The sequence below is a fragment of the Thiothrix eikelboomii genome (assembly GCF_900167255.1).
Classification (GTDB): domain Bacteria; phylum Pseudomonadota; class Gammaproteobacteria; order Thiotrichales; family Thiotrichaceae; genus Thiolinea; species Thiolinea eikelboomii.
Genome location: NZ_FUYB01000015.1, coordinates 1 through 14,977, shown reverse-complemented (window position 1 = coordinate 14,977; position 14,977 = coordinate 1). Strand labels below are relative to the sequence as shown.

Annotated in this window: 12 protein-coding genes and 1 pseudogene; 12 read left to right on the top strand and 1 reads right to left on the bottom strand. The window is 45.0% G+C overall.

Annotated elements, in window-relative coordinates; translation table 11 throughout:
- The first annotated feature begins 105 nt into the window (after positions 1–105).
- The gene (locus B5D50_RS13675; RefSeq protein ID WP_078923205.1) at positions 106–1,374 is read left to right on the top strand and encodes an MltA domain-containing protein; all 1,269 of its coding nucleotides are present in this window, start codon (positions 106–108) and stop codon (positions 1,372–1,374) included.
- A gap of 104 nt (positions 1,375–1,478) precedes the next feature.
- Positions 1,479–2,564, top strand: coding sequence for a hypothetical protein (locus B5D50_RS13670; protein ID WP_078923204.1), 1,086 nt, complete (start codon positions 1,479–1,481; stop codon positions 2,562–2,564).
- 167 nt (positions 2,565–2,731) lie between these two features.
- Here B5D50_RS13670 and B5D50_RS13665 read toward each other — a convergent pair whose 3' ends face one another.
- Positions 2,732–4,555, bottom strand: a complete 1,824-nt coding sequence (locus B5D50_RS13665) for an ABCB family ABC transporter ATP-binding protein/permease (protein WP_078923203.1) — start codon at positions 4,553–4,555, stop codon at positions 2,732–2,734.
- Between the two features lie 50 nt (positions 4,556–4,605).
- Between B5D50_RS13665 and csm6 the strand changes: the two genes are divergently transcribed.
- The 10 genes and pseudogenes from csm6 to B5D50_RS20635 form a co-directional block, all read left to right on the top strand.
- Positions 4,606–5,865 carry a CRISPR-associated ring nuclease Csm6 gene (gene csm6 / locus B5D50_RS13660; protein WP_143594365.1) on the top strand — a complete coding sequence of 420 codons (1,260 nt, stop codon included), beginning with the start codon at positions 4,606–4,608 and terminating at the stop codon, positions 5,863–5,865.
- Positions 5,866–6,004: 139 nt separating this feature from the next.
- Positions 6,005–7,582: a Cas10/Cmr2 second palm domain-containing protein gene (locus B5D50_RS13655; RefSeq protein WP_078923201.1), complete on the top strand. Its 1,578-nt coding sequence runs from the start codon at positions 6,005–6,007 to the stop codon at positions 7,580–7,582.
- On the top strand, positions 7,579–8,181 hold the full coding sequence (locus B5D50_RS13650; protein ID WP_078923200.1) for an RAMP superfamily CRISPR-associated protein: 603 nt from the start codon (positions 7,579–7,581) through the stop codon (positions 8,179–8,181). The genes B5D50_RS13655 and B5D50_RS13650 overlap by 4 nt, the downstream gene beginning before the upstream one ends.
- A complete protein-coding gene (locus B5D50_RS13645; RefSeq protein WP_078923199.1) occupies positions 8,181–9,728 on the top strand; it encodes a hypothetical protein in 1,548 nt (515 codons plus the stop codon). The genes B5D50_RS13650 and B5D50_RS13645 overlap by 1 nt, the downstream gene beginning before the upstream one ends.
- A complete protein-coding gene (locus tag B5D50_RS13640) occupies positions 9,725–11,188 on the top strand; it encodes an RAMP superfamily CRISPR-associated protein (RefSeq protein WP_078923198.1) in 1,464 nt (487 codons plus the stop codon). Before B5D50_RS13645 ends, B5D50_RS13640 begins: the two co-directional genes overlap by 4 nt.
- On the top strand, positions 11,185–11,682 hold the full coding sequence (locus B5D50_RS13635; RefSeq protein WP_078923197.1) for a hypothetical protein: 498 nt from the start codon (positions 11,185–11,187) through the stop codon (positions 11,680–11,682). The genes B5D50_RS13640 and B5D50_RS13635 overlap by 4 nt, the downstream gene beginning before the upstream one ends.
- Entirely contained in the window at positions 11,682–13,853 is a 2,172-nt protein-coding gene (locus B5D50_RS13630; RefSeq protein ID WP_078923196.1) for a TIGR03986 family type III CRISPR-associated RAMP protein, read from the top strand. Before B5D50_RS13635 ends, B5D50_RS13630 begins: the two co-directional genes overlap by 1 nt.
- A gap of 1 nt (position 13,854) precedes the next feature.
- The gene (locus B5D50_RS13625) at positions 13,855–14,289 is read left to right on the top strand and encodes a hypothetical protein (RefSeq protein ID WP_078923195.1); all 435 of its coding nucleotides are present in this window, start codon (positions 13,855–13,857) and stop codon (positions 14,287–14,289) included.
- 26 nt (positions 14,290–14,315) lie between these two features.
- Positions 14,316–14,744 carry a hypothetical protein gene (locus B5D50_RS13620; protein WP_078923194.1) on the top strand — a complete coding sequence of 143 codons (429 nt, stop codon included), beginning with the start codon at positions 14,316–14,318 and terminating at the stop codon, positions 14,742–14,744.
- Positions 14,745–14,785: 41 nt separating this feature from the next.
- Positions 14,786–14,977, top strand: a pseudogene (locus B5D50_RS20635) (IS5-like element ISAba27 family transposase); the annotation flags it as partial.

Below are 14,977 nucleotides of genomic sequence, written 5' to 3'. Positions count from 1 at the left end.
TTAATCTGATTCTACGGTTCGTCCCTTCCGTGGCTAGCGCTATCAAGGGATAATGCCCAAAACCCAAAAACCCATACAACTATAAAAATAACTTAGGGTGTCTACGTGAAAGTAAATCGAGTGAGTCGAGTCTTATCCTTAGTAAGTACTGCGTTATGCGTAGGCGGCTGGTATGCGGAGGCCTTACAGGCCGATGTATTGCCTTGGTCGAATTACCATGCACCTGAAATAGCTTTACCCCTCTATCAACCAACGGATCGAGCGAAGGCCGAGGCTTTTTTTCCGCTCAATATCCCCTCGGCACAAACCGCCAAGTTTGTGCCTAAGCACGCTGCACCTTTGCCAACCTTCTTTCCAGAACAGCAAACTTGTAATCCAAGCCACTTTTCTCTGGATGCCTGTATTCTAAAAACAGTTGCCAGCCAAGAAGGTTTACTCCAACAAATCACTTATTTACGCTCTAGAAATCCACAGCGGCGCGAGGGTGCACATTGGGCGAATTTGCCCAATCAAGTCTTATTACAAACGGCGGTAGAGTTGATGCGCTGGGGGCATGGGCAAGCCCCTTATACTTTACAAGAAGGTTTTAATTTATTGGAAATTCCCTCTGCTAAGCATACGAGTCAGGCTCAATACACGGGGTATTTTACGCCCGTGGTGGAGGTACAAACTTGGCCTGATGCGCAGTATCGCTATCCGATTTATTCTTCACCCGTGGGGGCGGATAGTAATTTTTCTCGAGCAGAGATTGATGCAGGGGCTTTACAGGGTAAGGGTTTAGAAATTGGCTGGACTAATGATCTGGTGAATCTGTATTTCGCACATATTCAAGGTTCAGCGATTGCACGCTTCACGGATGGGCAAGAGGTATTTTTAGATTATGCAGGTACGAATAATAAACAACATATTAGTATCGGAGAGTATCTGCAGAATCAAGGCTATCAAGGGAGTTTAAGTAATGCAAAGATGCGGCAATGGTTGTATCAGCATCCTGAACGGATGACTGAGGTGTTGCATCAAAATCCCCGTTATGTTTTTTTCAAAAAAACCAACACTCGTCCAAAAACCTCGATTGGTTCAGAGGTGATTCCTTGGCATACGGTGGCGGTCGATGATAATTTTATTCCTTTAGGCTCAGTCTTATTAGCGGAGATTCCTCGGGTGAGTCGGCAAGGTGAAATTGTAGGTTCAGATTGGCGCTTGTTATTTGCGCAGGATCGCGGTCAAGCGATTAAAGGGCCGGGGCGCTTAGATTTTTATACCGGCTTTGGACCTGCGGCAGAACAAGCCACCTATCATGTCACCGGTTTGCGTAAGTCGTATTTAATGGTATTAAAGCCAGAGGTTTTTCGAAAGAGTGGTGCAGGGCTGTGAACTAAGCGTCTATTCATCTAACTAAGCTTATGGTAACTCGTATCGGAACACTTTATTCTCCAAGATGCTAGGCTTGGCTGGTAGCGAATAGGATAACAAAACGCATGGTAAATTTGATTGATGTTGTCATCATTGCCCTCTCATTGATGGCCTTTTTGGGCGCTTTTATTTTATTGCGCCCCAAACCCCACCAACAAGATGCGCATGATGTGCGTAAAATTCGCTTAGGTGCTGAGCTAGATCAGCAACGCATCGCTGAAATTTTAAACATAGTCCAGCACGGCGCACAAGATGCTAATTATTTAAACGCCCAACTCAAAACTCGGGTGGAAGAAATTAATCATGAAGGTCAAACGAGTCGGCGCTTGGTAGAAGAAGCTGAGCGAACTATTCAACGGGTGAAAGAAGCTGAAAGTGAATTACGCAGTATTTCTACTCAATTAGGTGAACGTATTCAATATGTGCAAACTTATTGGGATGGACAATTGACTGATACGGTCGAAGCGGTACGGAATGTCCATACCAAACTCACGCAAGGCTTAAACCAAGTGGATGAGGGCTTAAGCCGCTTGCGTGATCAAGAAAAGATGGCGCAAGGTTTCACACAAAAGCTGATCGAAAATCAGAAAATGCAATTTGCTGCACAGCAAGAAAATGCACGTTTAGCCACGGATATTAATGCTCAGCTGGAGTCGATGCTGCGTGAATCCAACAAAACTTTACACAGCATGCAAGCGCAGCAACAACAAGCGAATAGTTTATTTGCACAATTCACCTCTGAAATTCAAGACCTAGAGCAGCAAGCTCAAGAGTATTTCACGAGTACTTTCCAAACGACCGATGTCGCTCGCCAAGAGCTGATCCACGGTCTGGCTGAAACCCGTGAAAAAATGGCTAAACTGCGTGAGCAAGATGAGCAAGGCAGCATGATGGGTCAGCGCATTCGCCAGCAATTTGAGAAAGTGGATAAGCTACAAGTAGATCGCTTAGCCAAGGCGGTCGATTTGACCGATGAAATGTGCGTTGATTTACAAACCGGTCTTGAAAATGCACGGAATTTGTTAAAACTGTTGGAGGAAAAAACTCAGCAAGTTTTAAATGAAGTGGAGACTGAGCCAGCTGATACACCCCCGCTGACTGATGCCGCTAAGCGCAATGATAATTTATTTTCTTTGAGCGCTTATCGCTAGGGAAAAGAGCCATCCGTGGCGTCCCGAAGGTAGCTATCCGTGCATGTAACCTTGACCTTTTAGCCTAAAGACTGCAGCTCAAACCGGATAATATGTTTGGGCTGCGATACTGAGTGTAGACGTTTTTAACCATTTCGCTGATAAAAATGTTCGAATTCTTATCAATTTTAATGTTGATCAAAACTTAAGCTAGATGTTTCCTCTTTTTCATGCAGTTGTAATTCCCACATTTGCTGATAAATCCCGTGGTATTTAATCAACTCGCTATGGGTACCTTGCTCAACCACTTGCCCTTGATTCATCACTAAAATCTGATCTGCATCGACAATCGTCGATAGGCGATGTGCAATCATCAGGGTCGTATGTTGACCTGCCACTTCATTTAACGTCTTTTGAATCGCTTGTTCAGTGCCACTGTCCAATGATGAGGTGGCCTCATCAAAAATAAGAATCGGTGGTTGCTTGAGGATAGCGCGGGCAATAGCGACTCGTTGCTTTTCACCCCCAGAGAGTTTCAAACCACGCTCACCGACCACGGTATTCCAACCTTCAGGCAGCGCTTCAATAAACTGACGAATCTGCGCCATATCGGCGGCACGCTCTAGCTCGGCTTGGGTCGCTTGTGGATTGCCATATTGCAGGTTATAGCGAATGCTATCGTTAAATAACACCGTGTCTTGCGGTACGATCCCGATTGCTTTACGTAAGCTGTATTGGGTCACCGAGCGAATATCCTGACCATCAATTAAGATTCGCCCACGGGTCACATCATAAAAGCGATACAGGAGACGAGATAAGGTCGACTTACCTGCACCACTATGCCCGACGACGGCCAGTTTCTTACCCGCAGGTACGGTGAAGGAGACGGACTGCAAAATCTGGCGCTCAGGTGTATAACCAAAATCGACTTGCTCAAAGCGGATTTCCCCGTGCTGAATCTTGAGCGGCGGCGCATTGGGGAGGTCGGTAATTTCGGGTGGGGTTTCCAGTAAATGAAATAACTGATCCATATCCGCTAAGGTGTATTTAAGTTGGCGATACATAACGCCGAGTGCACCTAAGGGAATAAATAGTTGCAGCATAAATGCATTCACCATCACCAAGTCGCCGAGTGAGAGACTGCCATCCACTACGCCTTGGGTCGCCAAAAACATAATCAGAGTGACACCGATAGCAATAATCGCCCCTTGGCCAAAATTGAGTATCGACATGGAGGTCTGACTTTTAACCGCCATATCTTCCCATTCACCTAAGGTACGGTCATAGCGCTCAAGTTCGAGCTGCTCATTATTGAAGTATTTGACCGTTTCATAGTTAATCAGGCTATCAATCGACTGATTACTGCTTTGCGAGTCCAAACGGTTCATAGCATGACGATGATCCATCCGCCATTCCGTGATTTTGACCGTAAAAATCACATAGACCATCACGGTTGAAAAGGTAACCAACGCAAAAATAGCGGCGTAATTGTGCAGTAGAATCATGGCAACTAAGGTGAATTCAATCGCAATCGGTACGATGCTAAAGACCAGATAATTCAGGAGTGTGCTAATCGAGCTAGTCCCCCGTTCAATATCGCGGGCGATGCCACCAGTTTTGCGCTCTAAATGATAGCGTAACGAGAGCTTGTGCAGATGCTCGAGGACGCGCACAGAGACTTGGCGAATCGCGTGGTAACGCACCCGAGCAAACACCGTGTCCCGCAATTCATTAAATAAAGCAGCGGCTAAACGCAAAGCGCCATAAGCCAATAATAAACTCAGCGGCAAAATAAGCAGTTGCGAAGGTCGCTGCTCTAGGCTATCGACAATCATTTTTAAAACGACCGGAACGCCGACATTGGCCACTTTAGCGGCGACTAAGCAGGCTAAAGCAAATAAGACGCGCCCCCGAAAATCGAGTAAAAATGGCAGCATGGCTTTTAAATTATGCCAATCGCGGCGATCAGTATGTGCACGCTCAGTCCGTGCGGCAGGCATTATGAAGTGCATATCAAACCCTATATCACAAGGCTGTTCATGGTACGCTGGTTTGCTTAAGCTTGAAATATTTGTATAAGCAGGGAGGGTTTGGAGCTGCTTGGCTATTACCAAGTTGCTTGCCAAGTTATTTAAGTGGGATGGATATTTTTAACTTTTCAGAGATTTGCAAAGCATCTTATACTCACTCTATGACCAGCCCAACGCCTTTACAGCCCCAGACTTATCCCCGGCGCATTTTATTGGCCGTGGCCGCTAAATCACCACAAATTATTACCGAAACGATTTATGCGCTCGCGGTTGAAGAGCCGCGTTGGTTACCGACAGAATTGCATGTGATTACTACTGGGCGTGGAGCAAAAACTATTCAGGCTGCTTTAGGGGCAGAAGGGGGCAATTGGTTAGCGCAACTCTGCCAAGATTATCAGTTACCACTGATTTGCCTACAAAAAAATAATCTCCATATTATTACCAATCAACACAATCAGCCTTTAGAAGATGTGCGTAATAGTGCAGATAATGCCTGTGCTGCAGATTTTATTACTCAATTTGTGCGTGAGTTTACCGCTGATCCGCAGTGTAGTTTATACGCCTCGCTTTCGGGCGGGCGGCGCACAATGACTTATTATATGGGTTATGCGATGTCCTTATTTGGTCGCGCCCAAGACCGCTTAACGCATGTATTGATCGAAGACGATTATTTTTTTAATGATCAGTTTTATTATCCACCACCTTATCCTAAGCTGATTCCTTGCAAGGATGGCACCGAGGTAGATGCCCAAACCATCGAGATCACGCTGGCTGATTTACCGTTCATCCATCTGCGTGATACCTTGCCCGCTGAAATTTTTTCAGGCAAACAACGATTTACCGATTTAATTGCCACTGCCCAAGCCCAAATTGTGCAGCCTAGTGTCAAATTTAACCGGGCATTAAAACAGCTTATGTGTGGCGGTAAACTGATTAAAATGCCTCCCTTACATATGACCTTTTATGTTTGGATGTTAGAGCGCTGTATGAATCAACGTCCGGCAATCCATTGGACAACCCAAGAAACCCCTAAGCTGGCCACTCAGTTTCTAAAATTATACGCGAACTTATACAGTACCAATGGCTATTATGAAGCCGCTGAAAAAAGTTTAGCAGCTGGCTTAACCAAATCGTGGTTCGAAGAGAAAAAATCCAAAATAAATAAAGCTTTAACCGAGCAGCTCGGGCATAGTACCGCCCTCTATTATCATATTCACTCCCAAGGTAAACGCCCGCTAACACGGTTTGGATTAACCCTAAGCGCGACTGCAATACACCTCTCAGATAGTTAGCTAGCTTAACCTAAATTATCATTCAAGGTGAATTTGACAAGCTTGTTATTCGTGACGAGTTAACTGAATTGGTTAATAATCAGCACTGTCAATTTATGGCATTAATGGCAAAGAGCATCTTACCTAAAGGGGGCAGTTCGTGACCTATTCGTATTTATTTGAAGCGAAGTCAATCCAGTCGTATATTTTTGCTACCAACAAACTCAAAGAAGTCATCGGTGGCAGTGAACTGATCGAACAACTCACTGCTGATAATGGCTTGTTAAAGCGAACCCTTCGATCGCTGAACTTAGAAAAAGACATCGAGTTATCCCGCTGCGGTGGTGCAGCTTTCTACGCTTTCAGTGAAAGCAACGATGCTATTGAAAAACTCGCTAACCTGTGGCCTTTAGTTTTCCGCCAATATGCCCCCGACCTAGATTTTATTCATGCCAAAGCACAAGGTGATAATGCGATTAAAGCCTTCCAAAAAGCTCATGATGCATTGATGGCTGACCGTAATCGCCCAAAAACAAAACTGCCGCAAGCCAGTGTTTTTACTTTGCGCTTTGGGCGCACGGGGGAGCCTGTTACCAACACCATCCGTACTGAGCGTATTGATCAAGTCACTGCAAGAAAGCGTGATTTCGCTAAAAGCCAAGCATTGGCCGAGCGAGTCATGTGGGACTCTCATCAAGGTGAATGGCCTGTCAATCTCACACCTGAAGAAGGACAAGACGGAAAAAACTTTCCGTTCAGTAAAGACAACCAGCTCATTGGTTTGATTCACGCTGATGGTAATGGTTTTGGCCAGCTACTGATGGATTTGAAGGATAAGGTCGATAGAAACGTTATAAAAAACGATCAGTACATTAAAATATTTCGTGATGTTTCCGAATCCATAAAAACAGCGACAGAAGTAGCATCAGCAAATGCCGTTAGCAAAATTTTGTTCCTAAATATGCAGGATGGTTTGTTTCCAGCACGTCCGATTGTCTTAGGTGGTGACGACCTTACCATGATCGTGCGTGCTGACCTTGCATTACCGTTTACCCAAGCCTTTTTGCAAGCCTTTGAAGAGGAAAGCAAAAGACAGTTTGACCTCCTGCGTAAACAACACGCTGATTTAAGCAGGATTCTGCCAAAGAAGCTGACGGCTTGTGCTGGTATCGTGTATGCCAAATCCAGCCAGCCCTTTGCTGCGTTGCATGATTTGGCAGAGGGTTTGTGCAAACACGCCAAAAAAACTGCCAAAAAAGATAAAAATTTACTGGATGGTAAACAAGTACCTTCCTCACTGTCGTTTTACCGTGTCACCAGCACACTGCTGGATGATTTTGATGATGTGCTGAAGCGTGAACTCACTGCTGACAAGATAACCTTAAGCCGTGATTGCTACACGTTGGAATCCCATGAGAACCTACCTAATCTCACCGATTTACTGGAATTACAAAAATTTTTAGAGAAGTCCGAAATTTCCCAAGGCGCATTGCGGCAAGTCACAGGCTTACTGCATCAATCGGCTGAACAGGCACAAAGCCGTTACCGTCGTTGGAAAGAGGTAATGACTGAACGCGAGCCAAAAAACTGGGCAACATTTAACTCTTTGTTCAAACAGCTCAGTGAGCCAAAAGCGGATTTTGACGTAAAGCAACCACAAGCCGTGCCTTTTGAAGATGTACTGTCACTCAGTGCTGTCGGCAATAACCTGAATCCAGAAAAGGGAACACAAGTATGAGCTACCAACTCAAAATTGATATTCAAAGTTATTGGCATCCCGGCACAGGCAGTGGTCGAGGTAGTGATGTGGATGCAGTTACACACCGTGATAAAGACGATTTACCGTGCTTACCAGGGAAGTCGCTTAAAGGTATTCTGCGTGATGCGGTTTCGCGTTGGGAACAGTTTACTCAAGCGAATACCTCGCCGCCTAGTTTGGCAAATAAGCTGTTTGGCGCAGGTGCAGATGATGGTGATACATGGTTGGGCTTAGTACGTGTTAGTGATGCTGTCTTAGCGGATGACATTCGTTACTACTTAATCAAAAGTGCCAAAGATGAGGGTGGCAAAAATAGCCTGATTCCGAGCTTGTATCGCAGCATTCACGCGACAGCTATTGAACATGAAACAGGTACAGCCGTGAATAAAAGCTTGCGTGGCATGGAGGTGGTGATCCCACTTACACTTTACGCCACTCTTGATGAAGTGCCCAATGCAGAGCACAAGATTCCTAACTGGCATAAAACCATCGAGCAGTCATTAAACTTGATTCAAGCCGTAGGCGCACATCGCAGTCGAGGCTTAGGCCGTGCCGTCGTGACCTTGGAGGATAAATAATGAAAACTTTGGATTTAATTATTACCTTACAAGACGACTGTATTTTCAGCGAGCGCAATGCTACCGAGGGCGCACATCGTGCTTTGGATTATATTCCGGGTGGAGCCTTACTTGGTGCAGCCGCAGCAAGGCTTTATAAAGAGATTGGTAATAGCCGAGCCTTTAACTGGTTTCACTCGGGGCAAATGCGTTTTGGTAATGCTTATCCGCTGACCGAACAGGGCTATCAAACCTTTCCGATACCTGCCTGCTGGCATCAAGCCAAGGGTGCTAAAGCGATCCAAGATAATAAAATTGATCCTGAGCAAGTGCGACGTTTGGATAAATGCCTAGATAAAAAGTTACCCGGGCAGCCCACTCCTCAACCTCAACAACTACGCTCTGGCTATGTGGGGTTGAATGGGCAATTTGTTACCCCAGATAAATCTTTCCGTATGAAAACCGCTATCAATGCCGATACCGGACGGGCAAAAGACGCTGCTTTGTTTGGCTATGATGCTTTACAGGCTGGGCAGCACTTTTATGCTCAAATCCACTGTGATAATGATTTTTCTGATGTTGAACTTAAACAGCTAAAAGCAGCGCTTGCTCAACCTATCCTATTAGGCCGCTCACGCAGCGCTGAGTATGGGCGAGCAAAAGTTGAGTTTATTGAAGCCAAATCTGCCCTAGTGCCTACCAAAACTAGCGACACTGAAATGACCCTTTGGCTACTCTCGGATTTGATGGTGCTTGATCAGTATGGGCAGCCCACATTAACACCCAGCTCACAAGATTTGGGTTTGCCCAAAGGTGTGTTCCTCGCCGAAAACAGTTTTCTGCGTACCCGTCGCTACTCAACATGGAACGCTTGTAAAAAAAGCTATGAAATGGAGCGGCAAGTTATCAATAAAGGCAGTGTCTTAGTTTACAAGCTGGAATCGCCTTTAACAGACGAGCACTTGGAAAAGATTAAAGCAGGCTTAGGTATAGAGCGGCAAGCAGGCTTAGGGCAAGTGTGGCTTAATCCGCCGTTATTAGCCGATGAACAACCAAAATTTGACGATTCTGCACAACCATTAATCACTACCTCGGCTAAAGATGAGCAAGGAAATGATCCACCCAAACCAGCCCTCATTACGTGGTTGGAATCTCAACAAAAACAAAACAGTACTCAACAGAAATTTGCGCGAGAAGCACGCCAAATCGCACGTACCTATCAAGTCTTAATGCAAAGTGCTCGTGGTTTGAAAGGTTTAGATAAAGAGGTGCATATCGGCCCCTCACAGAGCCAATGGGGAGCAGTACTTGCCGCTGCCAAAAGTCGCCAGAGTTTGGAAACTTTTATCAATGCCACTGATGGTTCGTTTAAAGCCAAAGGCGAAGGCTGGAAGGATGAGTTCTGGCAAGATGAAAATCTATGTAGTTTCTACACTTGGTTCTTAAAACTGGCAACAGAATCTGAAAAGAAAGATGGCCGTTATCAACCTAAACCAGCGCCACTTATCCAACATCTAGTACGCGAAATCATGGCGGAGTTGAAAGACCCAAAAGGAGTACAGGAATGAAACCAAGCATTTTTCATATTACCCGCGTCACACTGGAAACAGTCACTCCTCTTTCGATTGCGACTGGCAAAGCTAACGGTGTATTTGATAGCAGTTTAGTGTTGGATGCTAATGGTTTGCCGACGATTCCGGGTTCAAGCCTGACAGGTGTACTACGGCATTTGTATCAGGACGAACATGGCAAAGCAGATTCAAACGAATTGTTTGGTTACCAAGATCATAAAAATAGTGAGCAAAGCCACTCTTCTCGACTACAAGTATCATGGGGCTACATTCAAGATAGCAAAGGCAATGCGATACAAGGCTTATGTTTGGGTAAACAACGCGATGCTATTGAAAAGGACGAAATCCTTAAAGTGGCCTTGAGTTTGGCTGGTGCGCCTACTAGTCGCGATCGAGTCAGGCTAAATCACAAAGGGGTAAGTGCCGACCAAGGTAAGTTTGATCGTGCAGTTTTGCCTGCAGGTTATCGCTTTACCGTGGAGCTTTCTTTATGGAGTGCTACACAAAACGACGCGCAGTGGGAGCGTGTTTTAGCCTTATTACATCACCCACTATTTCGTTTAGGTGGATCTACTCGTGCAGGTTTAGGCAGGCTCAAAATTATAGAAGTACAAAAGTTAATGGCGGATCTTACTCAAGAGAAAGGTAGAAACACTTTTAACAAAATGCAACGCGATATAAATAGCCGCGTTGGATTCAATCTACGCAAATTATCTGAAAATGATAATAACAAGATAGTAGTGACTGCAACGCTTATCCTCACACCTAATAGTTATTGGCGCATTGGGCAAGGTGAAAAACCTACATTGAGTGATAGCAATGGCAAAACTGCCGATCTTCTGCCCAAACTAGAACAGCGTATTAAATGGAAAAACAACAACCAGCCTGAGCCTGCTGCCGAATATCTGCTTATTCCCGGCTCTTCGGTCAAAGGTGCGTTATCACATCGGATTGCCTTCCATGCTAATCGCTTCAACGGTCTTTGGGCTGATGACTATCTTGAGCCAGATGAAACGGGTAAACAAAAGGATTTTGATAAATCCGAACATTGCGATGTGATTCAACAATTGTTCGGTTTTGCGAGTGACGAACAACGCAAAGGTGAGCACAAGGGCCAAGCAGGTTGTGTCTTCATAGATGATGCTTACCAAACTTTCACTAGAACCGATCTGCAAATCATTATGCACAACTCTATTGACCGCTTTTCTGGCAGTGTGCGTGATCACATGCTGTTTTCTGAGGAAATGGTGTGGGGTAAAGATGTAAAGCTGTGCCTTACTATTAAAAAAGATCAAAACATTACATCAATAGCGAAAAAATCACTGCAATACGCACTCAATGATTTATGCCAAGGGCGACTTGCCTTAGGTGCTGGTGTTTCTAAAGGGCATGGTTTCTTCGACGGAGAAGTTATCTGGTCAGATGGTGGCAAATGGATACAGGGAGCAGCAGAATGAATGCACAAGAGATTCTCCAACAATACGAAACTTTGCGTGAAGCAGTACGTGATGCAAAACTGCCTACCTTAGAATCCAAGACGTATGATTTATCGGTAAAAATCGAGACTTTGACAACTGTAGGATCAGTTTACGCAGCACTAGATAGCTTTAAGCCTAGCGTTGGTTGGCTTGACTATCAATCAGGCAAGCAGCTCTTTCTTAAGTCACCACTAGAAATTAGCACAGACTACGACATGCTATTAAACGTTGAAGTGGCTAATAGCAATGCGTCGCTGCATGTGCGTTATAACGGTCAGGGTGGCTGGTTAGTGACACGCTATGACTATAATGAAGGTAATGATTATCTAGCTGATACCGTTAAACATTTTGCTTCGTTTGATAAGACTGGCAATACCACTTTGCGGTATTTGCGATTCTGGAAAGTACAAGACGGCTCACTCGGCATGAATTCTGTGTTTGCTTGTTTCGTTGGTTTCGGAGGGAAAGAATAATGGAAAGAATTAATGCGCCTTACAACTTTGTACCGCTCTCTGACACCGTGGTTATTCCCGAATGGGGTAGCAAGGTTTCGCATGACTTGCCGTTTCGTGATGGGGTGAGTGGGGAATTGGAACTAACGATTGAAGCATTAGCACCGATTATGGTGGGTGGTGAACAAAAGCAAGGAACAGAACGTGAGTCTGGACAAGTCCGTTTTTTCCAAACTCCTGACAAGCGTTATGCTATTCCCGGCTCTAGTTTGCGTGGCGTGATTCGCAGTGTGACCGAAATCGCCACTTTCTCACGGATGAACCGCATTGACGACAAACGTTTTGGCTTGCGGGATATTTCTGGAACATACGTGTCCGCATCTTACACTGAACGTGTTCGCAATAATGTCAGCTATGGTTTTTTGAGTCTTGATGCACAAGGTAAACCATCTATCACACCCTGTAGCATGGTGCGCTTGAGCCACCGTGATCTTGAGTCTTGGTGGAAAGAAAAAAGCCCGATTTTTGTGAAGCAACGTAAGGCTGTAAAAGATAAATACACCACTTGGAATCAGTTATGTGCAAAGCATGGCATTCGTGATTCTTGGAATATTTCATTTCAAACAGATTATAAATTGGTTACTCAAATTGGTAGCGGAGACTTAACTGGTTTCCCGGTATTGACAGGACAAATTTCTGACGCTACGGATGATAAGCCTAAAACAAAAGGCAAATACAAAGACTTCATGTTCCACTCTCCACGCGAGCAAGATGCGTTTGCTCTTGATAGCCACGCTTGGCGAGATTTTCTATTTATTCACGGTGATGAAGATGGCAAGCCTGATTCACCTTGGAAAGGTTTTTGGCGCGAGCGTTTCTTGAGCAAACAGCGTGTACCCGTTTTTTACATCCAGAATAAGGATCGTGTACAAGTCGGTTTGGCGTATATGCCGAAACTGGCAGGTGACTTTTCAACACATGATATGTTGCAACACACCCATAAAGATCATGTAGATAATGCTCAACCTGATTTTACCGAGTTGTTGTTTGGGCGGGTCGGTGAGAAGCCGGAAGATGCTTTGAAAGGGCGTGTTTACTTTGAACCGGCATTTTTGCAGGGGGAAGACAAGGTTGATAACGATCCCAAAGAAACCATTCTCAATGGCGCAAAGCCGAGTTACTTTCCGAACTATGTTTATCAACAAGTCGACAAGTCCGGCAAAAAGCTTGCACACAGTCAATATGCAACGTATGTCTACAGTGCTGGAAACCCTGCCCCAGAATTAAGAGGATGGAAGCGTTACCCTGTGCATCTTGATGATGAAGTAATGCATCAAGAACCAACACAAGAACAGCTAAAAAATAAGAAGGTAATGACACGCTTGCACACGCTAGCTAAAGGTTCGGTTTTTAAAGGTCGGTTAGTCTTTCACAACCTGAAGCCACAAGAGCTTGGTGCGTTGTTATGGGCGGTGCAGCTAGAAAATAAGCGGCACAATCTTGGTATGGCGAAATCCTTTGGTTATGGGCAAATCAGTATCAAGCTGGATTGGCAGAACTCCCGATTGGTGTGCAATGACCCTGCACAAACATCTCATGCCGAATCGGATGGGTATATTGCAGCTTTTACACAATACATGACTGAAAAACTTGGGAAAAATTGGCGCACCTCCACACCTGTTGAAGCATTGGTCGCAATGGCAGACCCTGCTTGTCGTGACCAATTTGCTGGCGAATTAAAGCACATGGTGATGGGCATGGGGCGTGATAAAAATGAGTTTGTGAAAGCCAAACAAAGTGCGCTGGTACTTTCCTCTTACGTGCAAGATCGGCGAACACTGAAACGCAAAAGTCATGTATCCGTTATCCTGAATGCTACAGCAGGCAACCACCAGAATGATTACTATATTGAAATAGTCAAACGGGAAGGAGAGGTTTGGGAAAACGCCAAAATCAGCCTCAATCCCGGTTCTGGTCAGTTAACCGCCACCTCAGCAACGCATGGTTCTGCGTCTGCTAACCGCGCCTCGCCTCCAAGTGATGAACAACTGAAAGAAGGGGCTAAAACTTATGAGGCGCTGCTGGCTGACCTCGACAGTAAGGAGAAAAAGCAGGCACAAAAAACACAGCTAATCAAATCAGTGGTGGTTGAGGGCAAGGGCAATGCAATAAAAATTATAGGATGGGCTTAACATGATTTACTTATGTACAACTGGAACGAGTGCCGCAAAGCTCTGGAAACCAGCAAGCCTTGATGACAAACGGCGTTTTAATGAATCTATTGTTAATGAGATGGGTGGAGTTCAGTCTGCTGCTAAGCAGTTACTGGAAACTTTTGTTCAATATCGCATAGATAATGATGAACATTTGCAGAGCAAGTTATCAGCAGTGGAAAATTGTACGCTAAACCCAACTGGAGGCTTCAAGGCTTTGGTGCCTTATGCTGTATTGCTAGGGATGATCAGGCGCGTTAGTTGCCGATATATTTTTGAATTCTCAAGCCAACTTATTGAGTTACCTCCTTTGCCAGTGGATTTTGCACGCAGCAAACTCCAGTCGCTGAAAGAAGTATTAGAGCTGATTGAAAGAGAAACTTTTTACCCGAGAAAGAATTTAATGACTGCCTGACCTGGGATGAACGGCAAGAATACAGAGTGCTTTTTGAGTGGGAAGGTAAAGAAGTGACCTTATCAGCTATAGGTATGCTGATGCTTGAAGTACTACAACAGCCCTCGGATTTAACAATTTTTATCTCACAGGAAGCGATGAAAGGGTTATCTAAATTACGTGAGCGTGCTGATGTTGACCCTATACGCTATTTAACCCGTATCGGCAAAGACAGGGTTAAGTTGAATGAGGATTTGCATGGCAATGCAGGAGAAGGCGTGTCATGGCTCAAGCCAGGAAATACGACAGATCGTTATCTGGTATCTGTGGAGGATGAGTGGAAGTTACTGATTTGGGAAATGCATGAGCATGAAGAATATGATCAACGAAGTAAGCTCAGCAACCTTGGAAAGACCGTAAAAGCTCAGCGAAAACAAAAGTATGCTCCATTTTTTCGTATGGATATTGTAGATTAGACCTCTTGCGAAAGTAGTCATTTTCGCCTATAAAGTTAAGAATGAACTACCTACCCCTGAAACCTCTATCCCCCTCGGCGTTCAAACGCGGAGTAGGAATCCCCCTGCCACTCTTTCACGAACTGCTTGAAGTGCTCAAAGCAGGCGAGTTGACGAAGAAGAAGTCGGGTCGCCCCAGCCCGTTAAGCCTAGAGGATCAACTATTATTGACCCTAGGTTACTGGCGAGAGTAC